This window comes from Streptomyces sp. GL_148 (genome assembly GCF_057834205.1).
This window is the reverse complement of the sequence record NZ_CM174396.1, coordinates 5715001-5740129: the sequence shown is the minus strand read 5'-3', so window position 1 is coordinate 5740129 and position 25129 is coordinate 5715001. Positions and strand designations below refer to the sequence as shown.

The following is a 25129-nucleotide window of genomic DNA, read 5'->3' as shown; positions in this document are numbered from 1 at the left end:
ACCCGGCCCGGTCCGCAGGCCAATACACCAGGACCGGCTGATTACGGGACCGGTTCGGCTTTCACCCGCCCGTCACGATCCGTTCGCCGATCCGAGGACCACCTCCAGCGTGCGCTCCCGGCCCTCGCGCAGCACGGTCAGGGTGAGCCGGTCGCCCGGCCGGTGGGCACGGACCTTGATCACGAGCTCGTCGCCGCCGTGCACCCGTACCCCGTCGACCTCGGTGATCACGTCGCCGGGCCTGATCCCCGCTCGGGCTCCGGGCCCGCCCGCGGGGACGGCCGGCTTCCCGTCCTCGCCCTTCTCCCCCACCCGGGCCCCGTCGCCGGTGTACTCCATGTCCAGGGTGACGCCGACGACGGGGTGGGTGGCGCGGCCGGTGCGGATCAGCTCCTCCGCCACCCGCTTGCCCTGGTTCACCGGGATGGCGAAGCCGAGGCCGACGCTGCCGCGCTGCTGTCCGGAGCTGTCCTTGCCGTCGCCTCCGCGGATGGCGCTGTTGATGCCGATGACCTGGGCCCTGGCGTCGAGGAGGGGTCCGCCGGAGTTGCCGGGGTTGATGGGGGCGTCGGTCTGGAGGGCGTCGACGTAGCTGACGTCGCTGCCGTCGCCCTTGTCGCCGCCGGCGGTGATGGGGCGGCCGGTGGCGCTGATGATGCCGGCGGTGACGGTGTTGGAGAGGTCGAAGGGGGCCCCGATGGCCACGACGGGGTCGCCGACCTCGACGTTCTCGGAGTTTCCGAGCGCGAGCGGCCGCAGGCCCCGTACCCCGTCGACCTTGACCACGGCCAGGTCGTAACCGGTGTCGCCGCCCACCAGCTCGGCGGGGACGCTCTCGCCGGTGCTGAAGGTGACCGTTATGGTCCGGGCCCCGTTGACCACGTGGTGGTTGGTGAGGATGTGGCCCTGCCCGTCGAGGACGAAGCCGGTGCCGGTCGAACTGCTCTCCGCGCCGCTGACGTGCAGGGTGACCACACCGGGCAGCGCGGCGGCGGCGATCCCGGCGACGCTGTCGGGAGCCCGGCCGCGGTCGGCGGGGGCCGCCTGCGGGAGTTCGAGGCGGGTGCCGGCCTGCCGCTCGGCGAGGACCCCGGCGTAGCCGCCGATGCCTCCGGCCAGGAGGGCGGTCCCGACACCGAGGACGATGCCCTGGCGCAGCCGGAGCCGGCGGGAGCCCGCCCGGCCCTGGTCCACCGCCTGGAGCGGCCGCACATCCCACGGGTCGTACCGCGGCGCCTCGTCCGCCTCCGGCGTGGTCGGCGGGGGCGGTACGGATCCCTCGTGCGCGGCCACGGGCTGCGCGGGCCGGCTCCACCACTGGGGCACTACCGGGGCGGGGGCGGGGGCCGGAGCGGTCACCGGAGCCCCGTCCGCGGGCGACCCGGCCCGCGGGGGCGGTACGAATGCCTCGTGCGCGCCCACGGGATCGGCGGGGCGGCTCCACCACCGGGGCAGGGGGGCGGGGACCGGATCCGCCACCGGATCGGTCTGCTGACTGTCGGACATGGGCGCTCCCCGCCTACCTGTCGGTCTCCGCCGGCCGCCCGGGGCGGCGCATCTGGCGGAGATTCAACCAGGTCGCCCGTACCGCCCGCCCGGCGGTCCGGACAGGCGGGAAGGGGACGACAGCCCCTGGCCCGGCCCCGACGGCTACCGGTACAGGGACACGGGGCGTGCGGAGGTGGTCGGGCGGGAGGGCGACGGGGAGACCGCGAGGGGGGTGACCGGGCGGAACGTCGGGACGGTGCCCGGCCTCATCCGCTTCTCCCGGACCACCGCGTCGACCACCGGGACCACCGGTCCCGTGCGCGCGGCCGGGGCCTCGCCCCGGGCATTGGGCTCGACCGCTTCCATCGGCAGCGAGCCGCCCAGCGCGATCGCGGCGAGCGACACCGCTCCGGCGGCCACGAACGCGAGGCGGCGCCGCTGCCGGCCCACCTCGTGTATCCGGAAGCCCTGTTGCTGCGGCGCGGCGGCCGCGGGCGGCGCGTAGCCGAAGGACGCGAAGGGGTCGGCTCCCGCCGACGGGCCGAAGGGTCCGGAAGGCCCTGAGGGGCCCTCGGCGCCGCCTCCCGGCAGCCCCTGCAACCGCGCCAGGAACCCGGCCGACAGCGCAGGCGCCGCGCTCTCCACGAACATGGCCTTCAGGCGCCGCTGCGCATCGGCCTCGGCCTTGCACTTGGGACACGTCGCCAGGTGCGCCAGCACCCGCTCGCGCGCGTCGTGGCCCAACTCCCCGTCCACGAGGGCGGCGAGCCGGTCGCCCAAATGCTGTTCGGCGGAGGAAGCCTGCTCAGCGGAGAAAGCCTGTTCGGCAGGCGACGGGGACGGACTGATGCCACTCACTCGGCTCCGCCCTCTCCCCCGGCGCCGGGCGCGCCCACCGCCACACCGGCCAGCGCGCGCTGCTCGGCACGGGCCTCGGGAGACCGGTGCTTGAGCGCCTTGCGCAGGTGCGAACGGCCCCGGTGGATACGGCTGCGCACGGTGCCGAGCTTCACGCCGAGCGTGGCGGCGATCTCCTCGTACGACAGGCCCTCGATGTCGCAGAGCACGACGGCCGCGCGGAACTCGGGCGCGAGGGTGTCCAGCGCCTGCTGCACGTCCGCGTCGAAGTGGGTGTCGTGCAGGACCTGCTGCGGGGACGGCTCACGGCTCGGCAGCCGCTCGGCGGCGTCGTCGGCGAGGGCGTCGAAGCGGATCCGCTGCTTGCGGCGGACCATGTCCAGGAAGAGGTTCGTGGTGATCCGGTGCAGCCAGCCCTCGAAGGTGCCGGGCGTGTACGTGGACAGCGAACGGAAGACGCGGACGAAGACTTCCTGCGTCAGGTCCTCGGCGTCGTGCTGGTTGCCCGTCAGCCTGTAGGCGAGGCGGTAGACCCGCGCGCTGTGGGTGCTGACGATCTCCTCCCACGAGGGAGGGGTCCACGCCTGGGAGCCCGCATCGGCGGCGAAGGTCGCGGTGGTTGCGGTGTCTACGGTGCGGAAACGGTCAGCAATGTTGGTCACGGATTTCGGCTCACCGGCCGACCAGAAGAGGCGTCGGAGGACACCCCCACGATCCACAGGCGCAGCCGCACCTCCCCTGTCGGCTCTGGTGGTGTCCAGCGGAATCCCTACCATAGCCACCCCTCCCGTCAGCTCTGGATAAGCTTTTTTGCAGTAACTTTGCACGGGCTCCGGGCCCCAGGCCGCTCTTGCGTCTCTACTGCTCTCAACGCCCGGTCCCATCTGCGGGTTCCCGACTCCAGCGGATACAGTCACCGTTGCGCCAACTATGGGGACAGGAGAGGGTCATTACCGGCAACCGGCAGACGAGCTGGGCGTTCGCCGACGCGTTTGTCGCCGAAGACGACGCTCTGCGATGGGCCCGCGACCGGTCCAGGGAAGCGGGACTCCGTTCCGTATCCCCCGGCACCGGGGCCGCGCTGCGCCTGCTCGCCGCCGTCGCCGACGCGAAAGCGGTCGCCGAGATCGGCACCGGAACCGGCGTGTCCGGCATCCACCTCCTGCACGGAATGCGCGCCGACGGGGTCCTGACCACGGTGGATCCCGAAGCGGACCGGCAGGCCTTCGCCCGCCAGGCCTTCCGCGCCGCCGGCTTCGCGGGCAACCGCGCCCGCTTCATCCCGGGCCGCGCCCTGGACGTACTGCCCCGGCTGGCCGACGGCGGATACGACCTCGTCTTCTGCGACGGGGACCCGTCCGAGTCCCTCGACTACCTCGCTGAATCGTTGCGCCTGCTCCGCCCCGGCGGTCTGGTCTGCTTCGAGGGAGTCTTCTCCGACGGTCGTACGGTCGACTCCGCGGCCCAGCCCGTCGAGGTGCTCCGCGTCCGCGAACTGCTGCGCAGCGTCCGCGAGAGCCCGGCCCTGGAGGCCGCCCTGCTCCCGGTGGGCGACGGCCTGCTGTGCGCGGTCCGGCGCTGAGCCCACGCTGAGCCCACACGGGTCGGCGGGTCAGCGCAGCAGCGGGTCAGCAGGTCAGCAGGTCAGCGCAGCAGCGCGAAGGTCAGCGCGGCCGTACCGCCCAGCACGGTTCCGGCGAGGAGCTGCGCCGTGGTGTGCGCCTTCAGGACCAGCCGGGACCATCCCGCGCCGGCGGCGATCAGCACCGCGGGAAGCAGCGCCGGGCCGAAGACCAGCAGCAGGATCATCACGGTGCCGCCGGCCACCGACATGTGGATGGATATCTGCCAGCCGACCGTCACCAGCAGCGAGGAGACGAGGCCGACGAGCATCGCGACGACGAGCGCGAGGACGTCGGCCGGGGCGCCGAGCCCGTGCAGGAGGGCGATCCCGGCGACGACCGAGCCCAGACTCAGCCCCATCGGGACGACCCGCTGGCGCCGCACCCGGATGTGCTGGTCGGTCAGCGCCCCGCGCCGGACCCCGAGCAGGACGATGCCGATCGGGACCACTCCGCAGAACAGGGCCCCGAGCAGGCCCCAGCCGAGACCGGACCACGACCCGGTGCTGTGCCAGCCGATCAGCAGGAGCTGGGCCACCACCAGGTTCGCCGGCGCCAGGACCTCCGTGAGGACCAGGGCCGCCTTCTGGCGGGGCGTGCAGGCGGCGAAGGCGGGCGGCGCGGGCGGGGAGAAGGTCACGGCGCGGCTCCAGCGATCGCGGTCACGGGTCACGGGTCACGGGTCACGGGGACACAACACTGCCCCGACCGCATAGCGCGGCCGGGGCGGTGCAGAGAACAGCGAAAGTACTGTCAGCGTCCTTGGGGGATCAGCCGACGACCTTCTTCAGGGCGTCACCCAGGGCGTCCGCCTCGTCCGGAGTCAGCTCGACGACGAGCCGACCGCCGCCCTCGAGCGGTACGCGCATGACGATGCCCCGCCCCTCCTTGGTGACCTCGAGCGGGCCGTCGCCCGTCCGCGGCTTCATGGCCGCCATGCTCGTTCCCCTTCCTGAAACCAGTTCATCGTCAGCCGACGGCCCCATTCAGGCGCCTAATACCCGGCATCGAACACATTGCTTCCAGGCCATTATCCCGCATGTCAGGACCCGATGACCAACATCGGCTGGGAACGCTTGTGCAACGCGCTTGACCAAAACCACTCATTTCGGGGACTCGCCTGCGATACTCCGCCGCCGCGCCACGAGTCTGCCCTTCCGTTTATTTGACGCACATCACATGTCCGACCCCGGTCCGGTCCGCCATGCTGACCTTTGCACCGGCCGGTACCGGCCGGTAGCCAGCCCGCGACGAAGGGGGACCCCCGCCATGGCCGACAGCGTGCTCTACGAAGTGACCGACGGACTCGCGACCATCACGATTAACCGGCCCGAGGCCATGAACGCCATGAACACCGAGGCCAAGGTCGCCCTGCGCGACGCGGCCCGGGCGGCGGCCGCAGATCCGGCGGTACGGGCGGTCCTGCTCACCGCGGCCGGCAACCGGGCGTTCTGCGTGGGCCAGGACCTCAAGGAGCACGTCGGGTTCCTGGCGGCCGACCGCGAGCACGGCTCCTCGCTGACCATGAACACCGTCGCGGAGCACTACAACCCGATCGTCCGGGCGCTGACGGAGATGCCGAAGCCGGTGGTCGCGGGCGTGAACGGCGTCGCGGCGGGCGCGGGCTTCGGCTTCGCCCTGGCGGCGGACTTCCGCGTGGTCGCGGACACCGCCTCCTTCAACACCTCCTTCGCGGGGGTCGCCCTGACGGCCGACTCGGGCGTCTCCTGGACGCTGCCCCGCCTGATCGGCGGCTCGCGCGCCTCCGACCTGCTGCTCTTCCCGCGGTCCGTGAAGGCCCAGGAGGCACTGGAACTCGGCATCGCGAACCGTGTGGTCCCCTCGGAGGAGCTGGCGGCCGAGGCGCTGGCCGTGGCCCGGCGGCTGGCCGAGGGCCCGACGGTCGCCTACGCGGCCCTGAAGGAGTCCCTGGCGTACGGGGCCTCGCGGTCGCTCGAAGACGCGCTGGACCACGAGGACGTGCTCCAGGCCCGTGCCGGGGCCTCCGAGGACCACGGGATCGCCGTCGCGGCCTTCCTCGCGAAGGAAGCTCCGCGCTACCTGGGCCGCTAGCGGCTCCGCCGGACGAACCGGGCACCGCCGCGCGGGTGCGGGCCGGCCCGCACTCAGCCCTGGCCGCGGGTGCGCCGCTGCGCGGGGCGGAGTCCCCGCTGCGACCCTTGCCGCTGCGCGGGGTGGAGTCCCCGACCCGCCCTTCCACCGTTCCCCGAGCGCTGCCCGGACCCCGAAAGACCCTGGGGCTCCGCCCCAGACCCCGGTCCTCAAACGCCGGACGGCTGGATGCACCCAGCCCCTCCGGCGTTTGAGGAGCGGGGGTCCGGGGGCCGGCCCAACGGGTCCGGGCGGAGCCCGGGAAACGGTGGAAGGGCGGGTAGGGGACCTCGCCCCGCAGGGCCGCCCCAGCCGCACCCGGCAAGGTCAGGGCAGGCCGAACGAGGCCGGGCCAGGCCGGGCCGCCCGGGGAGGCCGGGCCGCCCGGGGAGGCCGGGCCGCCCGGGGAGGCCGGGCCGCCCGGGGAGGCCGGGCCGCCCGGGGTGGCCGGCTCACGCCGGGCCGGGACCGGTCAGGTCAGGTCGCGGGCCACGCAGCGGGCCAGGTGGTCGTTGACCAGGCCGCACGCCTGCATCAGGGCGTAGGCCGTCGTGGGGCCCACGAAGCGGATGCCCGCCTTCTTCAGGGCCTTGGCCAGGGCTGTGGACTCCGGGGTCACCGCCGGGATCTCAGTGGTGCTCTTCGGGGCCCTGCCCGGCTGCTCCGGGGCGTGGGACCAGATCAGGGTGTCCAGTTCGCCCTCACCCCACCCGGCCAGGGTCTTGGCGTTGGCGAGGGTCGCCTCGATCTTGGCCCGGTTGCGGATGATCCCCTCGTCGGCGAGGAGCCGTTCCACTTCCGCCGCCCCGAACTCCGCAACCTTGGCGATCTCGAAGCCCGCGAAGGCCGTCCGGAATCCCTCCCGCCGACGCAGGATCGTCAGCCAGGACAGCCCCGACTGGAAGGCCTCCAGGCACAGCCGCTCGTAGAGTGCGTCGTCCCCGTGGACCGGACGGCCCCACTCCGTGTCGTGGTACGCGATGTAGTCCTCGGTGGCCAGCCCCCAGGGGCACCGCAGGCCCCCGTCGGGTCCGGCGAGCACCCCGCTCACTGCTCGGCGGCCTTGGTCAGGTCCACGGAGCCGTCGGAGGAAGCGGACGCGGACGCGGAAGCAGTCGCCGGCGCGGCCGCGGCCGCCGCGGTGAGCTCCGCGATCCGCGCGTCACGCTCCGCCAGCTCCGCCGCCAGCCGCTCCAGTACGTCGTCCACGTCGGCCATCCGGTAGCCGCGCGGGGCCACGGGCAGGCGCAGCTCGTCGATGTCCGCCCGTACGACGGGACGGTTCTCCGGCAGGGCGTCGGACAGCCGGTCGGGCTCGGCCTCCGGCAGCACGGCCTCGGTCCCCCCGCCGGCCACCGCGAGGGTGACTCCGGCGACGACCACGACCAGCGCGATGAGCAAGAACGCGAACACGATCAACTCCCCTGAGAGACTCCGGCCACCAGGTTAAGGTCGCTGGCGAGGCGCAAGGGTCGCCGAAGGAGGAAAGAGCAGGATGCTGCGACTGGGCAGGCGCGAGTTCGACGACCACGAGACGGTGATCATGGCCATCGTGAACCGGACCCCTGACTCCTTCTACGACCAGGGAGCGACCTTCCGCGACGAGCCGGCCCTGGACCGGGTCGAGCAGGCGGTGGCCGAGGGGGCCGCGATCATCGACATCGGCGGGGTGAAGGCCGGTCCCGGCGAGCACGTGGACGCGGCGGAGGAGGCCCGGCGCACGGTGGGCTTCGTCGCCGAGGTCCGGCGCCGCCACCCCGACGTGGTGATCAGCGTCGACACCTGGCGGCACGAGGTCGGCGAGGCGGTCTGCGAGGCCGGGGCCGATCTGCTGAACGACGCGTGGGGCGGGGTGGACCCGAAGCTCGCGGAGGTCGCCGCGCGCCACGGCGCGGGCATCGTCTGCACCCACGCGGGCGGGGTCGAGCCGCGGACCCGGCCGCACCGGACCGCGTACGAGGACGTGATGGCCGACATCCTCCGCGTCACGGTCGGCCTGGCCGAGCGCGCGGCGGCCCTGGGCGTCCCCCGCGAGTCGATCATGATCGACCCGGGCCACGATTTCGGGAAGAACACCCGCCACTCGCTGGAGGCCACCCGCCGCCTCTCCGAGATGGCGGAGACGGGCTGGCCGGTCCTGGTCTCCCTCTCCAACAAGGACTTCGTCGGCGAGACCCTGGACAAGCCCGTGAAGGAACGCCTCCTGGGCACCTTGGCCACGACGGCCGTCTCGGCCTGGCTGGGCGCCCAGGTCTACCGCGTCCACGAGGTCGCGGAAACCAAGCAGATCCTCGACATGGTCCGCTCGATCCAGGGCCACCGCCCCCCGGCGGTCGCCCGCCGGGGGCTGGCCTGACGCAACCGGCCCGGCCCGCCGGAGGCCGGTGCGGCCTCCGGCGGGGTCTGCTACCTGCCGACTTCCTTCGTCACGAGCGCGATCGCCTCGTCCACGTCGTCGGTGACGTGGAAGAGGTAGAGGTCCTTCTCCGAGGCCTTGCCCTGCGCGATGACCGTGTTCTTCAGCCAGTCGATGAGCCCGCTCCAGTACGCCGTGCCGAACAGCACGATCGGGAAGCGGGTGATCTTCTGCGTCTGGACCAGGGTCAGGGCCTCGAACAGCTCGTCGAGGGTGCCGAGCCCGCCCGGCAGGACCACGAAGCCCTGGCTGTACTTCACGAACATCGTCTTGCGGACGAAGAAGTAACGGAAGTTCAGCCCGAGGTCGACGTGCTGGTTGAGCCCCTGCTCGAAGGGAAGCTCGATGCCCAGGCCCACCGAGATGCCGTTGGCCTCCCGCGCGCCCTTGTTGGCCGCCTCCATCGCGCCCGGACCGCCGCCCGTGATCACCGCGAAGCCGGCCTCCACGAGCGCGCCGCCGATCCGCACGCCCGCCTCGTACTCCGGCGAGCCCGCCGGAGTCCGGGCGGAGCCGAACACGCTGATCGCCGGCGGCAGCTCCGCCAGCGTGCCGAAGCCCTCGATGAACTCCGACTGGATGCGCAGGACCCGCCACGGATCGGTGTGCACCCACTCGGAGGGCCCGGCCGAATCCAGCAGCCGCTGGTCCGTCGTACTGCCGGCCTGCACCTGGCCCCGCCTCCTCAGCACCGGCCCGAGCTGCTGCTCCTCGGGCCGACGACGAGCGGACCCTTCAGGGTTGCCCATGATGTGCTCCCTCCTGCTGATCGTTGGATCAGGTTAGGCGCACCGGGGTGACGACCAACGGAACTCGACGAGTTACTGGCGTGGCCGGAAAGGCTCATCGGGCGAACAGACTCTCGACAACTCGCTGAAACCGGTGAGGAACGAGCGATCGTCACGCAGACTCATGTCCGAGCTCATAGCTTCACATTCCATGAAGCTGGTGGTTCAGGTGAAGCTCCTGCCGACGCCCTCACAGGCGTTGGCACTGGCCTCGACCCTGCGCGCCTGCAACCAGGCGGCTTCCTGGGTGGCGGAGTCGGCCGGCGTACACAGGCAGTCCGGCCCAGCTGGCGATGGTCGCCGCTCATCGCCACGGTGAATCGGACCTGATCCACCGCGACGGCTCGTGGTACCTCTCCGCCACCTGCGACGTACCGGAAGCCGTACCGAACGGGCAACCCACCGGCTTTCTCGGTGTGGACCTCGGCATCGTCAACATCGCCACGACGAGCGATGGCGAGATCATGGCCGGGCGGCGACTCAACCGGCTACGGAAACGTGACCGGGACGTGCGCACCAAGCTTCAACGCAAGAGGACCAAATCCGCCAAGCGGCGCATCCAGCGCAGGCGGCGCAAGGAGTCCCGGCGGACCCGGGACGTCAACCACAAGATCGCCAAACGCATCGTGGCCGAGGCTGAACGCACCGGGCGCGGAATCGGTCTGGAGAACCTGACCGGAATCCGCGAACGGGTACGGCTGAGGAAGCCCCAACGGGCCATGGTGCACAGCTGGGCCTTCGCCCAGCTCGGAGAGTTCATCGCCTACAAGGCCCGTCGGGCCGGGGTACCGGTGGTGTACGTCGACCCGGCGTACACCTCCCGCACGTGCTCCGAGTGCGGCCACGTCGACAAGGCGAACCGGGTCTCGCAAGCCCGCTTCGCCTGCCGGTCCTGCGGATTCGTTGATCACGCAGACCGCAACGGCTCCCGCAACATCCGCGCACGCGCGCAGATGCTGTGGCGCAGCGGGGCCCCGTCACCGGCCCCAACCGTCCCGCACCAGCGGGACGGCCGGACGCGGACGACACACCACACCCAGTGATGCGCCGTAACGCAAGCTCGGCTCTCAGGAGCCGGCAGGTGACGAGGTCAGCCAGGCGCGGAGTCGTTCCTCGCAGTGGAGGATCGCCTTCGTTTCCACGCGCTCGTCGGCCTTGTGGGCCAGGAGGGCGTCGCCCGGGCCGTAGTTGACCGCCGGGACGCCCAGCGCGCTGAAGCGGGAGACGTCCGTCCAGCCGAACTTCGGCATGGCGTGTCCTCCGACGGCCTCCATGAAGGCCGCGGCGGCCGGGTGGGAGAGGCCGGGGAGGGCGCCCGGGGAGAGGTCGTCGATGACGAACTCGTCGACGTCGCAGTCCGCGAAGACCTCGCGGACGTGGGCGATCGCCTCGTCCGTGGTCCGGTCGGGAGCGAAGCGGAAGTTGACCGTGACCGTGCACGCGTGCGGGATGACGTTGTTGGCCACGCCGCCGTCGATGCGGACCGCGTTGAGGCCCTCGCGGTACTCCAGGCCGTCGATCACGGGCTTGCGGGGCTCGTACGCCGCCAGCTTGGCCAGGATCGGGCTCGCGGCGTGGATGGCGTTGGAGCCCATCCAGCTGCGCGCGGAGTGGGCGCGCTCGCCGGCCGTGCGGAGCAGGACGCGCAGGGTGCCCTGGCAGCCGCCCTCGACCTCGGCGTTGGAGGGTTCGAGGAGGACGGCGAAGTCGCCGGTCAGCCAGTCGGGGTGGGCTTCGGCGACCTTGCCGAGGCCGTTGAGGTCGGCGGCGACCTCTTCCTGGTCGTAGAAGACGAAGGTGAGGTCCCGGTTGGGTTCGGGGACCGTGGCCGCGATGCGCAGCTGTACGGCGACGCCCGACTTCATGTCGGTGGTGCCGCATCCCCACAGGACGTCGTTCTCGTCGAGGCGGGAGGGCACGTTGTCGGCGATCGGCACGGTGTCGAGGTGCCCGGCGAGTACGACGCGTTCGGCGCGGCCCAGGTGCGTGCGCGCGACCACGTTGTTGCCGAAGCGGTCCACGGTCAGGTGCGGCAGGCCGCGCAAGGCGTGTTCCACGAGGTCGGCGAGTACCTTCTCGTCGCCGCTCACGGAGGGGATGTCGACGAGCCGGGCGGTCAGCTCGGCGGCGTCCAGGGTGAGGTCCAGCTCGGATTCGGACATGGAGAGACCCTAACGCCCCGGGCTGCGGCGAAGCCTTGTCCGTCCGGCCGATGGACGCGTCATATGGCTCAAGTACGGTGGGCGGCGTGCCGCAGACCGATCACTCCCGCCCTCGCCGCCGCCGTCGCCCGCTCCGCTGGGTCTCGGGCTTCCTGGTGCTGGTCGCGGTGGCCGGGTACTTCGTCGTGCAGCGCGCGTCGAACGACAACGGCGGCGTGCCCTACTGCACGGCCTGGGCCGACGGGAAGAGCGGCGCGAAGGGTTCCGGCCAGTTCGACGAGATGTCCACCGACCAGGCGGCGAACGCGGCGACGATAGCCGCGGTCGGGGTCTCCAAGGGGATGCCCGACCGGGCCGTGACCATCGCGCTGGCGACCGCCATGCAGGAGTCGGCCCTGCGCAACCTCGACCACGGCGACCGGGATTCTCTGGGCCTCTTCCAGCAGCGGCCCTCGCAGGGCTGGGGCACGCCGGATCAGATCATGGACCCCGTGTACTCGGCCGGGATCTTCTACGACCGGCTGGCCGAGATCAAGGGGTACTCGAGGCTCCCTCTGACGGTGGCGGCGCAGAAGGTGCAGCTGAGCGGTTTCCCGCAGGCCTACGCGAAGCACGAGCCGGACGCCACCGTGCTGACCGCGGCCTTCACCGGCGGCGGCCACCTGACCTGTACCGGGCCCGCGCCCACCCGGCCCGGCGATCCGGCGAAGGTGCGGGCGGAGCTGACCCGGCTGCTCGGCAAGCACCCCCTGTACACGCTGCCCGCCGCTGCGGGCGATCCGGCGTCCGGGAAGGGTGCCGGGGAGGGCGCCGGCGCGGCCGCCGAGTCCGAGGTGACCTTGGTGGCGAAGCCCGGCGGCGGGGATCCGGCGGCGCGGACCGGCCGGGTGCTCGCGCAGTGGGCGGTGGCCGGTTCCCGCGAGCTGGGGATCACGCGGGTCTCGTACGGCGGCGAGTCCTGGGTCGCGGGCAAGGACGGCGACCGGTGGCGGGAGCGGGGCGCCGCGGGCGCGGGGAACGGCGCCGGGGATCCCGGCGCCGCCGGTCCGGGCCAGGTACGGATCTTCGTACGCGACTGATTCCCGGTGGACGGGCGTGCGACCCGTCCCCCGTACGGGGGTGACCCGTACGGCGGACACGGAGGTCCCGGCGGGCGCACAACCGCAGGTCGGGGCGCGTTCCGGACGGTCGGCCCGGAAGCCGATTAAACGATCCGTTACTGATCCTTTACCCACCGGCTCCGCAACTCGCGCCCCCCTCCGAGCGGTTGTCACGGCGTACTCAGCCGCTACCGCTTAGGAGCAACATGTCCCTCCCCCTGACCCGTCGGATCGCCCGTGCCGCGCTGCTCCTCGCAGCCGGGGCAGCGCCCGTGGTCGGTGCGGCCGGCGCGGCCAGCGCCGCGGGCCTGGAGTCCGTGCCGCAGCTGGGCGCGCTCACCGCGCCGGACGCGACGGTCGCCGCCGCGGGCGACACCGCGACCGATGCCGTGCCCGCCTCCACCCTGCCGGCGCCCGCGCCCGCCGACGAGGTGACCGGCGCCGCGGGCAGCCTGCTGGCGGGCCTGCCGCTCGCCGGCGGCGGCCTGCCGGGCGGCGGCCTCCCGGGCGGCGGCCTGCCGGGCGGCCTCCCGGGCGGGCTGCCCGGCCTCGGCTAGCAGCCTCCGCCATGAACGCCGAGGGGCCCGGGAGCACGAACTCCCGGGCCCCTCGGGCCGTCTGCGCGTACAGGGCCGCCAGGCTGAATCCGCTACGGCGCCAGCCGCTTGACCGCCGCCGCGACGCGCTCGTCCGTGGCCGTGAAGGCGACGCGGACGAACTGCGCGCCCGCCTCGCCGTAGAAGTCGCCCGGCGCGACCAGGACACCGAGCTCGGCCAGGTGGGCGACGGTGTCCCAGCAGGGCTCGTCGCGGGTCACCCACAGGTACAGGCTGGCCTCGCTGTGCTCGACGCGGAAGCCGTGCGTCTCCAGGGCCGTGCGCAGCGCCGCGCGGCGGGCCGCGTAGCGCACCCGCTGCTCCTCGACGTGGACGTCGTCGCCCAGGGCCGCCACCGTGGCCGCCTGCACGGGGGCCGCGGTCATCATGCCGCCGTGCTTGCGGATCTGGAGCAGCTCGCCCAGGACGTCGGCGTCACCGGCGATGAAGGCCGCCCGGTAGCCGGCCAGGTTGGACCGCTTGGAGAGCGAGTGGACGGCGACGATGCCCTCGTACGAGCCGCCGCAGACCTCGTCGTGCAGGACGGAGACGGGCTCGGCTTCCCAGCCCAGTTCCAGGTAGCACTCGTCGCTGAAGATCAGGATCCCGTGCTCGCGCGCCCAGGCCACGATCGCTGCGAGCTCCTCCTTGGGGAGGACCTTGCCGGTGGGGTTGGACGGGGAGTTGAGCCACAGCAGCTTCACGCGGGCCGGGTCGAGATCGGTGGTGGGGTCGTCGTAAACCACCGGCTCGGCGCCGCACAGCCGCGCACCGACCTCGTACGTCGGGTAGGCCAACCGGGGGTAGGCCACCTGGTCTCCGGCGCCCAGACCCAGCTGGGTGGGCAGCCAGGCCACCAGTTCCTTGGAGCCGACGACCGGCAGGACGTTGCGGTGCCCGGCGGCGCTCGCGCCGAGGCGGCCGTGCACCCAGCCGGTGATCGCGTCGCGCAGGGCGGGGGTGCCCCACACCGTGGGGTAGCCCGGGGAGTCCGCGGCCTCGACCAGGGCGCGCTGGATCAGCTCCGGCACCGGGTCGACGGGGGTGCCGACGGAGAGGTCGACGATCCCGTCCGGGTGGGCCGCCGCCGTCGCCTTGTACGGCTCCAGCTTGTCCCAGGGGAAGACGGGGAGACGGGCTGAGACTGCGGCCACGTGGTGCTCTCGCTTTCCGGTGTTGCGTGATTTCCAGAAGGTCTTCGTTTGCTGCCGGCGGTGTGCTGTCGAAACGGCCTCGGTCCCGTGCGGCTGCGAGCCGTACGGGACCGAGGGACGCGCGTGGGGCGGTGCCCGACCGTCAGTGGTCGCTCGGGTTGATGTCCGCCGGAAGCGCTGCGATGAAGGGGTGGTCGCGCTCGATCAGGCCGAGCTTGGAGGCACCACCGGGCGAGCCGAGCTCGTCGAAGAACTCGACGTTCGCCTTGTAGTAGTCCTTCCACTCTTCCGGAGTGTCGTCCTCGTAGAAGATGGCCTCGACCGGGCAGACCGGCTCACAGGCACCACAGTCGACGCACTCGTCCGGGTGGATGTACAAGGACCGCTGGCCCTCGTAGATGCAGTCGACGGGGCACTCTTCGATGCATGCCTTGTCCTTGACGTCGACACAAGGCTCCGCGATGACGTAGGTCACGCTCTCGTTCCTCCTCATAAGGGCTTTCCATATCGCGCGGGAGCGCGGCGTCGTCGATGCCCGCCTCTAGTATCTCCGTTCCCGGGCACGATCCGAACAGGAGGGGCGGACAGAGCTGTGGAAATCACTGCCGGTGGACGGCTGGAGATCCGGATTACACCCGCTGACGTGGGTAAACGTGTCTCTGTGCGACGGGTGGAGCACGGCTCGACCGGAGCCCCCTGTTTCACGGACACCGTAGGGGTTCTCACATCCTGGAATTCGGGTGTGGTGACGATCACACGAAAGACCGGCGAGTCCGTCCGCATCGCGGAATCCTCGCTGGTGGCGGGCAAGGTCGTACCGGCCGCTCCGGCCCGGCGCAGGGGGCCCGCGACCTCCTTCGAGGAGCTCGCGCGGGTCGGCGCACGGGCCTGGGTGCCGCTGGAGAGCGAGCCGCTGGGCGAGTGGACGCTGCGCGCGGCCGGCGGATTCACCCGGCGGGCCAACTCCGTACTGCCGCTCGGCGATCCCGGGACCCCGCTGGACGATGCACTCGCGCGAGTGACCTCCTGGTACGCGCAGAGGGGTCTTCCGGCGTATCTCCAGACCGCCACGGGGGCCGCGGGCACGCAGGAGGTGCTGTGCGCGGAGCTGGAGGACCGGGGCTGGGTCCGCGAGGTGTCGGCGGAGGTCCGGGTCGGCGCTCTGGCGCCGGTCGGGGACCTGGACGTGGACGAGTCGGTCGTCGCGGGCGTACGGCTGACCCGTACTCCGGACGAGGACTGGCTCTCCCGCTACGGGCGGGTGAAGGACCCTGAGACCGCCCGCCGGGTGCTGACGTCGGGACCCTCGGTGTGGTTCGCGGCGGTACCCGGCCGGGCGATCGGGCGGCTCGTGGTGGACGGCCGGTGGGCCGGGTTCGCGGCCGTCGAGGTCGACCCGGAGCACCGGCGCCGCGGCCTCGGCTCGGCCGTGATGGCGGCGCTGGCGCGGCGTGCGCTGGAGGCGGGCGCCTCGGCCGCCTGGCTCCAGGTGGAGAGCGACAACACCGGGGCGCGGGCGCTGTACGAGGGGATGGGCTTCGGGACGCACCACTCCTACCACCACTACCGCCGGGCGGCGGCGTGACCTCGCTCTGGCGGGAGCGGTTCGCCGCCGAGGCGCGGGCGGATCGGCCCGACCTGGCCACGCTGTGCCTGCTGCTGGCCGCGGAGGGGGACCCGGAGCTCGACGAGCGGGCCATGGACTGGGCGCAGATCGAGCTGGACCGGCTGGCGGGGATGCTGCCGTACGGGCTGCGGGGCGCTCGCGCGTGGGCTTCGGCGGTGTCCGAACTGCTGGGCGGGCGGATGGGCTTCCACGGCACCCCGGCCGACTACGACCGGCTCTCGTCCTCGCTGCTGCACGAGGTGCTGCGGCGGCGCCGGGGGCTGCCGATCCTGCTGTCCGTGGTGTGGCTGGAGGTGGCCCGGCGGGCCGGGGCTCCGGTGTACGGGCTGGCCCTGCCGGGGCACTTCGTGGTGGGCTTCGGGGATCCGGAGGAGGGTGTGGTCGTCGACCCCTTCGCGGGGGGCGCCTCGCTGGGCGCGGGTCCGGCGGAGCTGGCGGCGGGGCCGCGGACCGCGGCCCGCACGATGGACATCGTGCTGCGGATCCTGAACAACATCCGGGCGTGGGCCTCGTCGCGGCCGGAGCACTCGGGGGTGGCGCTGTGGGCGCTGGACCTGGCGCTGCTGCTGCCCTCGCATCCCGCGGCGTTGCGGTACGAGCGGGCGAAGCTGCTGGTGGAGCGGGGGGAGTTCGCGGCGGGGGCGGCGGAGATGGAGTCCTACGCGGTGGTCGTGGACGTGATCGATCCGCCGTCCGCGGTGCGGATTCGTGCGGAGGCGATGGCCGCACGGGCCCTGCTGAATTAGGCCGCCGGCCCGGCTGCCGCTGCGCGGGGCGAAGTCCCCGCTGCGACCCTTGCCGCTGCGCGGGGCGAGGTCCCCGACCCGCCCTTCCGCCGTTCCCCGGGGCTCCGCCCCGGACCCCGGCCCTCAAACGCCGGACGGCTGAAAAACCGAGCCCCTCCCCCTTCTGGGGGGAGGGGCTCCGGTTCGGGGCGGGGAGGGGTCAGCTCGGGTTGGTGGGGATGACCGCGGTGCGTTCGGCGGTGGTCTTGCCGCGCAGCGCCTTGCCGAGGACTCCGGCGACGTCCTGCGGGGTGACGGCGGTCTTCTCGCCGGTGCCGCGCATGATGAGGACTCCGTCGAAGGTGTTCCCGTAGGCCGCCTTGAGGGCTTCCAGGTCGTACTTCTCGACGAGGTGGCCGTCCACGACCTGCATGCTCAGGATCTTCGGCAGGGACTTGGCGCCGAGGGGGATGGACTTGGCGCCCGCCTTGACGAGGACCGGGGCCGACATCGCGGGCTGGGCGAACTCCTTCATGGCCCGGTCCAGTTCGGCCTGGTCGACGACCGGGTCCTTGGTGGCGACCGGGAGGCTGGCGGGCGCGGCCTGGCCGCCGTCGACCATGTCGCGGAAAGCCTTGGTGACCAGGGCGACGGAGCCGTCCACATCGAGCGTGGAACCGGGCTTGCCGGGGACGGCGACGGCCTTGCCGCCCTCGAAGGTGATGGTGCCCTCGGTGGCGGAGCCGGCGGTGCCGGCGAGCTCCTGGAGGGCGACCCGCAGCTTCTCCTCGTCGGTGGGCAGGACGGCTTCGGCCTTGCGCTCGCTGCCGAACAGGGAGCCGATGACCGTGATCGGGTTGTAGTCGCTGCCCGCCGCGTTGCGGACGGTGGTCTGGCTGTCCAGGCTCAGGCCGGCCTTCTCGGGCTTCAGCTCGACCGGCTTGCCGCCGACGGTGAGCTGGAGCGGGGTGGTGGCGCGGTTGCCGAAGGACGTCTGCAGCTTGGCGACGGCCTCGTCGCGGCTGCCGCTGATGTCGACGCCCATGACGGTGGTGCCCTTGGGGACGTCGGAGTGGTTCAGGAGCAGACCGGCTCCGTAGGCCACGCCGAACAGCGTGAAGAGGGCGCCACCGAGCAGGACCAGCTTGTTGCGGCCCTTCTTGGCGGGCCGCGCCGGGGCCGGCCCGGGGGCCTTGGCCTTGTTCGCGGGCACCGGGGCGGGCGCGGGCTGGGGGTGTCGAGCCGGGTCCAGCTCGGGGCCGGGCCAGCTCGGATCCGGTCCGCCCACCGGTACGGAGCCCAGCGCGGGCCCGCCGGTCGGCCCGTCCGGACCGCGGCCGGTGCCGGGGCCGGGCCAGGCCGGGGCGGGCGGGACGTGGGTTCCCATGCCCTGGGCGGCGGGGCCGGGGCCGCGGCCGTATGCGGCTCCGGGGCCGGGCTGCGGCGCGGCGGGACCGGGACCGGGACCCTGCGGGAGGCCGCCGGGGGCACCCGTACGGGGACCGCCGGGTCCGGCGGGCGGTGCGGGGTAGCCGGCGCCCGGCCCGGCGGCGACGCCGGGGCCGCCGGGGCCGGGGCCCATCGGCGCACCGGGACGCGGCCCGGCCGGGCCGCCCTGGGCGAAGCCCTGCTGCGCGGGCCCGTCGAAGCGCGGGCCGCCTGCCTGAGCCGGCGCGGGGCCCGGACCGCCGGGGCGGGAGCCCATCGGGGCACCGGGGCCGGGGCCCATCGGCGCACCCGGACGCGGCCCGGCCGGGCCGCCCTGGGCGAAGCCCTGCTGCGCGGGCCCGTCGGAGCGCGGGCCGCCGGCCTGAGCCGGAGCCGGTCCGCGTGCCGGGGCGGCGGCCCGATCCGGCGCCGGGGTGGGCGTCGGGGCGGGCGCGGTGCCCGCCTTGCGGGGTGCGAACCAGTTGCTGGCCGTGTCCTCGGCCGGAGCCGGCTCGGGCGCGGCCGCCGGGGCGGCTGCGGGCTCGGGCGCCGGGGCGGCCTCGGCTTCGGGCATGGTCTGGCGTACGACCACGGGCGGAATCGGCCGCGAACCCGGGATGTTGATCCGGATCCGGGTCGTCAGCTGGGTCTCCGTCTTCGGCCCGTCGGAATCGGGTGTGGACGGCTTCGCGGGCGGTGCGGTCACTGAACTCTCCTCCGGGATGGTCGCCGCGCCCGGACCGGGGGGCACTGTCGTGGACGAATACTGGCCTGAACCGTACGGCGGTGCACCCGAGGGGTACGCCGCTCCCCCGCGCCCGTTGGGCCCGGGGGACGGACTGTCAGTTTCACGGCTCAAGGCAGGTTCTCCCGATCGGCTCCGCCGCCCGTCATAGCGTGCGCGGGCAGCTCGGCGGCCGGTCCACCATACTGGCCGCCGCCCGCCCGCACCCGGCCGCCGGGAACGAAGGGTTCCCCTTGGCCTCCCGTGCGCCCCTTGCGTGCACCTGCCGCGCCCGTGGCGCCCGGCTGCGGGGGGTGTGCGCAAGCACCGGCCGACCCGCTCCTCAAGGCGTCGCGCGCGGCCGACGCCGCGTCACTTGGCGTTCCCGGCGGCCGAAAGCGGCCTGTCCCCCGGGAAGCTCATCGTGGCGCACATCACAGCGAGCACCACTCCACCCAAAAGGTAGGCGTACATGCTGATTCCGGACGAACCGAGCAGGAAGTCCCCTTCCGGCCGGGGCACACCGAGCATCACGTAGGCGAGGAACCAGCCACCGGTGGCCGCGCCCACCCCGATGCCGGTGCCCAGCGCGATCCGGCCGCCGAGGAACAGGCCGAAGAGCGCGAGGAGCGAAAGCATCAGCCCGCCCGGGAACCACAGGTCGACGACGAGCCAGCCGGCCGCGCCGGTCAGCACCCCCGCGACCAACAAGCCGAGCAGGGCGGCGATCCGCCCCCCGTTCCCCATGGTCCACGGCGGCCCGGTCATGCCCGCACCCCCGCGAAGAGGTCGCGCTCGCGCTCGCCCGCCGGGGCGCCCGGCCGGCCGGCGGCCAACTCGTAGTACTCGTGCGTGAACAGCGGCTGCGCCAGGTCGTTGGAGAGCGCGAAGAAGGGCCCGTCCACCGCGATCTGGGTGGCATGGGCGCGCATCGCGGCGGTCTTGGCGGCCACGAACGCCTGCTCCGCGGCCTCGTCCCCGCCGATCTCGGCGGTGATCCGCTCGTCGGCCACCACGCCCGGCACGTCGTCCGGTGCGGCCGGCGCGGGGAAGGGCACCTCGCTCCCGGCCTCGCGCAGCCGGGCGAAGCCCTCCTCGACGACCGTGCGCGGGACGCGGTTCCAGTAGAACTTCGCGATGGCGTGCGGTGCGCCGAGGTCGCGGCGGTAGGTGGGCTCCGCGGCCAGTTCGGCGGCGCGGGTGGCGACCCGGTGAGCCTGGATGTGGTCGGGGTGGCCGTAGCCGCCGTCCGGGTCGTAGGTGACGAGGACCTGGGGGCGCAGTTCGCGGATCACCTCTACGAGGTACCCCGCGGCCTCGTCCACGTCGGCGGACCAGAAGGCGCCGGGCCGGCGGTTCTGTTCGGCGCCCATCATCCCGGAGTCGCGGAAGCGGCCGGGGCCGCCGAGGAAGCGGTGGTCGGCGACGCCCAGTTCGCGCATGGCCTCGGCGAGCTCGCCGATGCGGTGGGCGCCGAGGGTGTCGTCGCGGTCGGCCGTCAGGTGGGCGAGTCCGGGCGGGATGACCTCGCCCTCCTCGCCGAGCGTGCAGGTCACCAACGCGACATGGACGCCCTCGGCCGCGTACTTGGCCATGGTGACGCCGTTGTTGATCGACTCGTCGTCCGGGTGCGCGTGCACGAGCAGGAGCCGACGGGCGGGAAGACCGTTCATGAAGGTCACCCTACGACCGTGCCGAGGAACCGCGGACCCGCCACCCGGAACCCCGCGCGGCAGCGCTCGCGGCAGCCCTCGCCGCGCTCTAGAACTTGAGGCCGCTGATCATGCTCGCCACGTTGTTGGTCAGCTGGGAGAGCGTCGGAGCCACGGTCGAGCTCGCCAGATAGAAGCCGAGCAGTACACAGACCACTGCGTGACCCGCCTTCAGGCCCGAACGCCGGACCAGCAGGAAGACGACGACTGCCAGCAGCACCACGGCCGAGATCGATAGTGCCACGGCTGTTTCACCTCCACGTCGAGCGGACATCGGGTTCGCGTACTCGCAACTCGGTGCTCGGCAGAGTCATACCCACCGTGCGCTACGGATCATAACTATCCGTACCACCACATCGATCGATTCCGGCAGCACGAGGGGCGCACGCCGCGCATGTCCGGGGTCACAGGAGTGCCGGCCGGGGAGGCTGTACGCCTCCCCGGCCGGCTGTCGGCACCCGCACGGCCGCACGCGATCCAGGCTGCCCGGCCCAGATCTCGGGACAGAAACGGTCAAGTTGCCTGCGTGTAAACCGAGTTGTGAGGAAACCGTGGAGCCGTTCACAGCTGTGGCGAGAAATGAGCGGTGCCGGGGCCCCGGAGCTCACTCCTTGGTCGGTGATCCGGGCGGCGATCCCGGCGGCGGGGACGACGGCGGTGCGGGCGGCGGTCCCGGCGGAAGGACCGCCCGCTCGGATGCGAAATGACAGGCCGAGGGGTGGGCCGTCGGGCCGCCCGGGAGGAACGCCGGGATCTCCAGGAGCGGGACCTCCGACGCGCAGCGGGGCTGGGCCTTCCAGCAGCGGGTGCGGAAGCGGCAGCCCGACGGCGGGTTGGCCGGGGAGGGGACGTCGCCGGTGAGGATGATCCGGTCGCGGCCCGCGCGGGCCGCCGGGTCGGGCACCGGGACGGCGGAGAGCAGCGCCTGCGTGTAGGGGTGGGTGGGGTGGTCGTAGATCTGGGTGTCGGTGCCGATCTCGACGATGCGGCCCAGGTACATGACGCCGACCCGGTCGGAGATGTGCCGGACGATCGAGAGGTCGTGCGCGATGAACACGTAGGAGAGGTTGAACTCGTCCTGGAGGCGCTCCAGGAGATTGACCACCTGGGCCTGCACGGAGACGTCGAGGGCGGAGACGGGCTCGTCGGCGACGATGATCTCGGGCTGGAGGGCGAGGCCGCGGGCGATGCCGATGCGCTGGCGCTGGCCGCCGGAGAACTGGTGCGGGTACCGGTTGATGTACTCCGGGTTGAGGCCGACGACGTCCAGGAGCTCCTGGACCTTGCGGCGGCGGTCGCCCTTGGGGGCCACTTCGGGGTGGATCTCGTAGGGCTCGCCGATGATGTCGCCGACCGTCATGCGCGGGTTCAGGGAGGTGTACGGGTCCTGGAACACCATCTGGATGTTGCGGCGCACGGCCTTGAGGGCCTTGGCCGACAGCTTGGCGAGGTCCTCGCCCTTGTACCTGATCGCGCCCGCCGTCGGGCGTTCGAGGTTGACCAGCATCTTGGCGACGGTGGACTTGCCGCAGCCGGACTCCCCGACGATGCCGAGGGTTTCGCCGGCCCGCAGGTCGAAGGAGACCCCGTCGACGGCCTTGACGGCGCCGACCTGCTTCTTCAGGAGGATGCCCCGGGTCAGCGGGTAGTGCTTGACCAGGTCCTCCACCACGAGGATCGACTCAGCCACCGACGCACTCCTTCCAGAAGAAGCACGCACTGGCGCGGTCGGGTCCGACCTCGGCCAGCGGCGGTACGTCGGTGCGGCAGACGGCCTGGGCCATCGGGCAGCGCGGGTTGAAGGCGCAGCCGGGCGGGATGGCGAGCAGGTTCGGCGGCAGGCCCTTGATGGCGTAGAGCTCCTGGCCCTTCTGGTCCAGCCGCGGGATCGAGTCCAGCAGGCCGCGGGTGTACGGGTGAGCGGGACTCTTGTAGATCTCGTGGACGGGGGCCGCCTCGACGATCCGGCCCGCGTACATGACGGCGATCTTGTCGGCCACGTCGGCGACCACGCCGAGGTCGTGGGTGATCAGGATCAGGCCCATGTTCAGCTCGCGCTGGAGCTCCGCGAGCAGGTCCATGACCTGGGCCTGGACGGTGACGTCCAGGGCCGTGGTCGGCTCGTCCGCGATGATGAGCGAGGGTTCGAGGGCCATCGCCATGGCGATCATGATGCGCTGGCGCATGCCGCCGGAGAACTGGTGCGGGTAGTCCCCCACCCGCTCGCGCGCCGCCGGGATCTTCACCCGGTCCATCAGCTCGACGGCCTTGTTCCGGGCGTCCTTGCGGGACATCCCGCGGTGGACCTCGTACATCTCGCCGAGCTGCGCGCCGACGCTCAGGACCGGGTTGAGGGAGGACAGGGCGTCCTGGAAGATCATGGCCATCTCGGCGCCGCGGACCTTCCTGCGCTCCTCCTCCTTCATCTTCAGCAGGTCGTTGCCCTTGAAGAGGATCTCGCCGCCCGCGATGCGGCCCGGCGGCATGTCGAGGATGCCCATGACGGCCTGGGCGGTGACCGACTTGCCGGAGCCGGACTCGCCGAGCACGGCGAGGGTCTCGCCTTCGGCCACGGAGTAGTTGACCCCGTTGACGGCCTTGGCGACTCCGTCCCGCGTCTTGAATTCCACGTGCAGATCGCGCACTTCGAGCAGCATGTGCGGGGCTCCTCAGCGCAGTTTGGGGTCGAGGGCGTCGCGCACCGCGTCGCCGAGCATGATGAACGCGAGCACGGTGATGCTGAGCGCGCCCGCCGGGTAGAGCAGCATGTGCGGGGCGTTGCGGATCTGGGAGGCGGCGTTGGAGATGTCGATGCCCCAGGAGACCGTCGGCGGGCGCAGGCCCACGCCGAGGAAGGACAGGGTGGCTTCCAGGGCGATGTAGGTGCCGAGCGCGATGGTGGCGACGACGATGACGGGTGCGATGGCGTTGGGCGCCACGTGCCGCAGCAGCATCCGGGCGTTGCCGGCGCCGAGCGCCCGCGCGGCCTGGACGTAGTCGTTCTGTTTGGCGGTGATGACCGAGCCGCGGGCGATGCGGGCCAGTTGGGGCCAGCCGAGCAGCACGATGAAGCCGACGACGGGCCAGACGGTGGTGCTGGTGACCACGGACAGGAAGACCAGGCCGCCGAGGACCACGGGGATGCCGAAGAAGATGTCGGCGACCCGGGAGAGCAGCGAGTCGCCCCAGCCGCCGAAGAACCCGGCGAGCCCGCCGAGCGCGGAGCCGAGGAGGGCCGCGCCGAGGGTGGCGCAGATGCCCACGGTGATGGAGGCGCGGGCCCCGTAGACGGTGCGGGTGTACACGTCGCAGCCCTGGGTGTCGTAGCCGAAGGGGTGGCCCGGGGAGGAGCCCTGCTGCGATTTGGACAGGTCGCACTGGAGCGGGTCGCCGCTCGCGATGAGCTGGGGCCAGATGGAGATGACCACGAGGAAGAGGATCAGCAGCGTGGAGACGAGGAAGACGGGGTTGCGGCGCAGCTGGTGCCAGGCGTCGGACCACAGGGAGCGGGCCTTCTCCCGGGGGCCCGCGGGGCCCCCGCCGAGCTCCTTCTCCAGGCTCTCGGCCTCCTCCAGTGCGAGATCCATGACCCCTCCCTGGCCGGTGGGCGAGATGGCCTCGTGGGGTCCGGGCCCGACCGGATCGTAGACGGCGCGCTCGGGTTCGGGCTCAGGCATAACGGATCCTCGGGTCCAGGACCGCGTAGAGCAGGTCGACGAGCAGGTTCGCCAGCAGGAAGACGATGACGAGGATGGTCACGAAGCCGACCACCGTCGGGGAGTTGTTGCGCAGGATGCCCTGGTAGAGCTGGTAGCCGACCCCGTGGATGTTGAAGATCCGCTCGGTGACGATGGCTCCGCCCATCAGGGCGCCGATGTCGGTGCCGATGAAGGTGACCACGGGGATCAGCGAGTTGCGCAGCAGGTGGCGGGTGATGACCCGGCGCCGGGGCAGGCCCTTGGCCGTGGCGGTGCGGACGTAGTCGGCCTTGACGTTCTCGGCGATGGAGGTCCGGGTGAGCCGGGTGACGTAGGCGAGGGAGACCAGCGCGAGGACGATGCCGGGCAGGATCAGCTCGCTGAAGGGGGCGTCCGGGGAGACGGTGGGCCGCACCCAGCCCCATTTGACGCCGAAGAGGTACTGGAGCAGGTAGCCCGTCACGAAGGTGGGCACCGAGATGACCACGAGGGTGAGGACCAACACGCTGCTGTCGATGGACTTGCCGCGCTTCAGTCCGCTGATCACGCCGAGGGTGATGCCGACGACGATCTCGATGGCGATCGCGACCATGGTCAGGCGCAGGGTCACCGGGAAGGCCGAGGCCATCAGTTCGGTGACCTCCTGGCCGTTGAAGGCGGTGCCGAAGTCGCCCTGGAAGATCTGGCCCATGTAGTGGAGGTACTGCTTCCACAGGGGCTGGTCGAGGTAGAGGTCCTTGCGGATGCGCGCGGCGGTGGCGGGGTCGGGGGCCTTGTCGCCGAAGAGGGCGGCGACCGGGTCACCGAGCGCGTACACCATGAAGAAGATCAGGAACGTGCTGCCGATGAACACGGGGATCATCTGGAGCAGTCGCCGGATCACATAACGTCCCATGGACTGCTCCAGGTTCGATCCGCG

At 72.4% G+C, this 25129-nt stretch carries 27 protein-coding genes; 8 read left to right on the top strand and 19 right to left on the bottom strand.

Features of this window, described 5'->3' with window-relative positions; all coding sequences use genetic code 11:
* Positions 1-72: 72 nt before the first annotated feature.
* The 3 genes from AC3IYI_RS26520 to sigE form a co-directional block, all read right to left on the bottom strand.
* A complete protein-coding gene (locus tag AC3IYI_RS26520; RefSeq protein ID WP_489406088.1) occupies positions 73-1506 on the bottom strand; it encodes a S1C family serine protease in 1434 nt (477 codons plus the stop codon).
* 144 nt (positions 1507-1650) lie between these two features.
* Positions 1651-2346, bottom strand: a complete 696-nt coding sequence (locus AC3IYI_RS26515; RefSeq protein ID WP_489406087.1) for an anti-sigma factor family protein — start codon at positions 2344-2346, stop codon at positions 1651-1653.
* On the bottom strand, positions 2343-3122 hold the full coding sequence (gene sigE / locus AC3IYI_RS26510) for an RNA polymerase sigma factor SigE (RefSeq protein ID WP_243335949.1): 780 nt from the start codon (positions 3120-3122) through the stop codon (positions 2343-2345). The genes AC3IYI_RS26515 and sigE overlap by 4 nt, the downstream gene beginning before the upstream one ends.
* A gap of 143 nt (positions 3123-3265) precedes the next feature.
* On the opposite strand from sigE, the gene AC3IYI_RS26505 reads away from it, so the two are divergent.
* Positions 3266-3928: an O-methyltransferase gene (locus AC3IYI_RS26505; protein WP_489406086.1), complete on the top strand. Its 663-nt coding sequence runs from the start codon at positions 3266-3268 to the stop codon at positions 3926-3928.
* Positions 3929-3990: 62 nt separating this feature from the next.
* Here AC3IYI_RS26505 and AC3IYI_RS26500 read toward each other — a convergent pair whose 3' ends face one another.
* Both AC3IYI_RS26500 and AC3IYI_RS26495 read right to left on the bottom strand, forming a co-directional pair.
* Positions 3991-4608 (bottom strand): hypothetical protein, encoded by a 618-nt coding sequence (locus AC3IYI_RS26500; protein ID WP_489406085.1) that lies wholly within the window; start codon positions 4606-4608, stop codon positions 3991-3993.
* Positions 4609-4738: 130 nt separating this feature from the next.
* Positions 4739-4906, bottom strand: coding sequence for a DUF3117 domain-containing protein (locus tag AC3IYI_RS26495; RefSeq protein WP_003966491.1), 168 nt, complete (start codon positions 4904-4906; stop codon positions 4739-4741).
* A gap of 331 nt (positions 4907-5237) precedes the next feature.
* Here AC3IYI_RS26495 and chcB point away from each other — a divergent pair, with 331 nt between their 5' ends.
* Positions 5238-6041: a 2-cyclohexenylcarbonyl CoA isomerase gene (gene chcB, locus AC3IYI_RS26490; protein WP_489406084.1), complete on the top strand. Its 804-nt coding sequence runs from the start codon at positions 5238-5240 to the stop codon at positions 6039-6041.
* A 511-nt stretch (positions 6042-6552) separates the two neighbouring features.
* Here the strand turns inward: chcB and AC3IYI_RS26485 are convergent.
* Positions 6553-7131: a DNA-3-methyladenine glycosylase I gene (locus AC3IYI_RS26485; protein WP_489406083.1), complete on the bottom strand. Its 579-nt coding sequence runs from the start codon at positions 7129-7131 to the stop codon at positions 6553-6555.
* Positions 7128-7499, bottom strand: a complete 372-nt coding sequence (locus AC3IYI_RS26480; RefSeq protein WP_489406082.1) for a DivIVA domain-containing protein — start codon at positions 7497-7499, stop codon at positions 7128-7130. Before AC3IYI_RS26480 ends, AC3IYI_RS26485 begins: the two co-directional genes overlap by 4 nt.
* Positions 7500-7575: 76 nt before the next feature.
* On the opposite strand from AC3IYI_RS26480, the gene folP reads away from it, so the two are divergent.
* Positions 7576-8436: a dihydropteroate synthase gene (gene folP / locus AC3IYI_RS26475; protein WP_489406081.1), complete on the top strand. Its 861-nt coding sequence runs from the start codon at positions 7576-7578 to the stop codon at positions 8434-8436.
* Positions 8437-8486: 50 nt separating this feature from the next.
* Here folP and AC3IYI_RS26470 read toward each other — a convergent pair whose 3' ends face one another.
* Complete coding sequence (locus tag AC3IYI_RS26470; protein WP_382755872.1) at positions 8487-9245, bottom strand: LOG family protein; 759 nt, start codon at positions 9243-9245, stop codon at positions 8487-8489.
* A 332-nt stretch (positions 9246-9577) separates the two neighbouring features.
* Here AC3IYI_RS26470 and AC3IYI_RS26465 point away from each other — a divergent pair, with 332 nt between their 5' ends.
* Positions 9578-10327 carry an RNA-guided endonuclease InsQ/TnpB family protein gene (locus AC3IYI_RS26465; RefSeq protein WP_489406080.1) on the top strand — a complete coding sequence of 250 codons (750 nt, stop codon included), beginning with the start codon at positions 9578-9580 and terminating at the stop codon, positions 10325-10327.
* 24 nt (positions 10328-10351) lie between these two features.
* Here the strand turns inward: AC3IYI_RS26465 and dapE are convergent, their stop codons facing one another.
* On the bottom strand, positions 10352-11446 hold the full coding sequence (gene dapE / locus AC3IYI_RS26460) for a succinyl-diaminopimelate desuccinylase (protein ID WP_489406079.1): 1095 nt from the start codon (positions 11444-11446) through the stop codon (positions 10352-10354).
* A gap of 86 nt (positions 11447-11532) precedes the next feature.
* Here dapE and AC3IYI_RS26455 point away from each other — a divergent pair, with 86 nt between their 5' ends.
* Positions 11533-12525 (top strand): hypothetical protein, encoded by a 993-nt coding sequence (locus AC3IYI_RS26455; protein ID WP_489406078.1) that lies wholly within the window; start codon positions 11533-11535, stop codon positions 12523-12525.
* 227 nt (positions 12526-12752) lie between these two features.
* On the top strand, positions 12753-13103 hold the full coding sequence (locus tag AC3IYI_RS26450; protein WP_489406077.1) for an ATP-binding protein: 351 nt from the start codon (positions 12753-12755) through the stop codon (positions 13101-13103).
* 92 nt (positions 13104-13195) lie between these two features.
* Here AC3IYI_RS26450 and dapC read toward each other — a convergent pair whose 3' ends face one another.
* Both dapC and fdxA read right to left on the bottom strand, forming a co-directional pair.
* Positions 13196-14296 (bottom strand): succinyldiaminopimelate transaminase, encoded by a 1101-nt coding sequence (gene dapC, locus AC3IYI_RS26445; protein WP_489406076.1) that lies wholly within the window; start codon positions 14294-14296, stop codon positions 13196-13198.
* Positions 14297-14438: 142 nt separating this feature from the next.
* Positions 14439-14771, bottom strand: a complete 333-nt coding sequence (gene fdxA / locus AC3IYI_RS26440) for a ferredoxin (RefSeq protein WP_489406075.1) — start codon at positions 14769-14771, stop codon at positions 14439-14441.
* Positions 14772-14888: 117 nt separating this feature from the next.
* On the opposite strand from fdxA, the gene AC3IYI_RS26435 reads away from it, so the two are divergent.
* Entirely contained in the window at positions 14889-15881 is a 993-nt protein-coding gene (locus AC3IYI_RS26435) for a GNAT family N-acetyltransferase (RefSeq protein ID WP_489406074.1), read from the top strand.
* On the top strand, positions 15878-16669 hold the full coding sequence (locus AC3IYI_RS26430; protein WP_243335919.1) for a transglutaminase family protein: 792 nt from the start codon (positions 15878-15880) through the stop codon (positions 16667-16669). Before AC3IYI_RS26435 ends, AC3IYI_RS26430 begins: the two co-directional genes overlap by 4 nt.
* Before the next feature lie 199 nt (positions 16670-16868).
* Here the strand turns inward: AC3IYI_RS26430 and AC3IYI_RS26425 are convergent, their stop codons facing one another.
* From AC3IYI_RS26425 to AC3IYI_RS26390, 8 genes are all read right to left on the bottom strand, one after another.
* A complete protein-coding gene (locus tag AC3IYI_RS26425) occupies positions 16869-18935 on the bottom strand; it encodes a peptidoglycan binding domain-containing protein (protein ID WP_489406073.1) in 2067 nt (688 codons plus the stop codon).
* A gap of 237 nt (positions 18936-19172) precedes the next feature.
* Entirely contained in the window at positions 19173-19568 is a 396-nt protein-coding gene (locus AC3IYI_RS26420; protein WP_489406072.1) for a DUF6113 family protein, read from the bottom strand.
* The gene (gene mshB / locus AC3IYI_RS26415) at positions 19565-20473 is read right to left on the bottom strand and encodes an N-acetyl-1-D-myo-inositol-2-amino-2-deoxy-alpha-D-glucopyranoside deacetylase (protein WP_489406071.1); all 909 of its coding nucleotides are present in this window, start codon (positions 20471-20473) and stop codon (positions 19565-19567) included. Before mshB ends, AC3IYI_RS26420 begins: the two co-directional genes overlap by 4 nt.
* Before the next feature lie 88 nt (positions 20474-20561).
* Positions 20562-20756 carry a hypothetical protein gene (locus AC3IYI_RS26410; RefSeq protein ID WP_250741735.1) on the bottom strand — a complete coding sequence of 65 codons (195 nt, stop codon included), beginning with the start codon at positions 20754-20756 and terminating at the stop codon, positions 20562-20564.
* A 360-nt stretch (positions 20757-21116) separates the two neighbouring features.
* Positions 21117-22202 carry an ABC transporter ATP-binding protein gene (locus AC3IYI_RS26405; RefSeq protein WP_489406070.1) on the bottom strand — a complete coding sequence of 362 codons (1086 nt, stop codon included), beginning with the start codon at positions 22200-22202 and terminating at the stop codon, positions 21117-21119.
* A complete protein-coding gene (locus AC3IYI_RS26400; RefSeq protein WP_489406069.1) occupies positions 22195-23169 on the bottom strand; it encodes an ABC transporter ATP-binding protein in 975 nt (324 codons plus the stop codon). Before AC3IYI_RS26400 ends, AC3IYI_RS26405 begins: the two co-directional genes overlap by 8 nt.
* Positions 23170-23181: 12 nt before the next feature.
* Complete coding sequence (locus AC3IYI_RS26395; protein ID WP_489406068.1) at positions 23182-24189, bottom strand: ABC transporter permease; 1008 nt, start codon at positions 24187-24189, stop codon at positions 23182-23184.
* Positions 24182-25105: an ABC transporter permease gene (locus AC3IYI_RS26390; protein ID WP_489406067.1), complete on the bottom strand. Its 924-nt coding sequence runs from the start codon at positions 25103-25105 to the stop codon at positions 24182-24184. Before AC3IYI_RS26390 ends, AC3IYI_RS26395 begins: the two co-directional genes overlap by 8 nt.
* Positions 25106-25129: the final 24 nt, after the last annotated feature.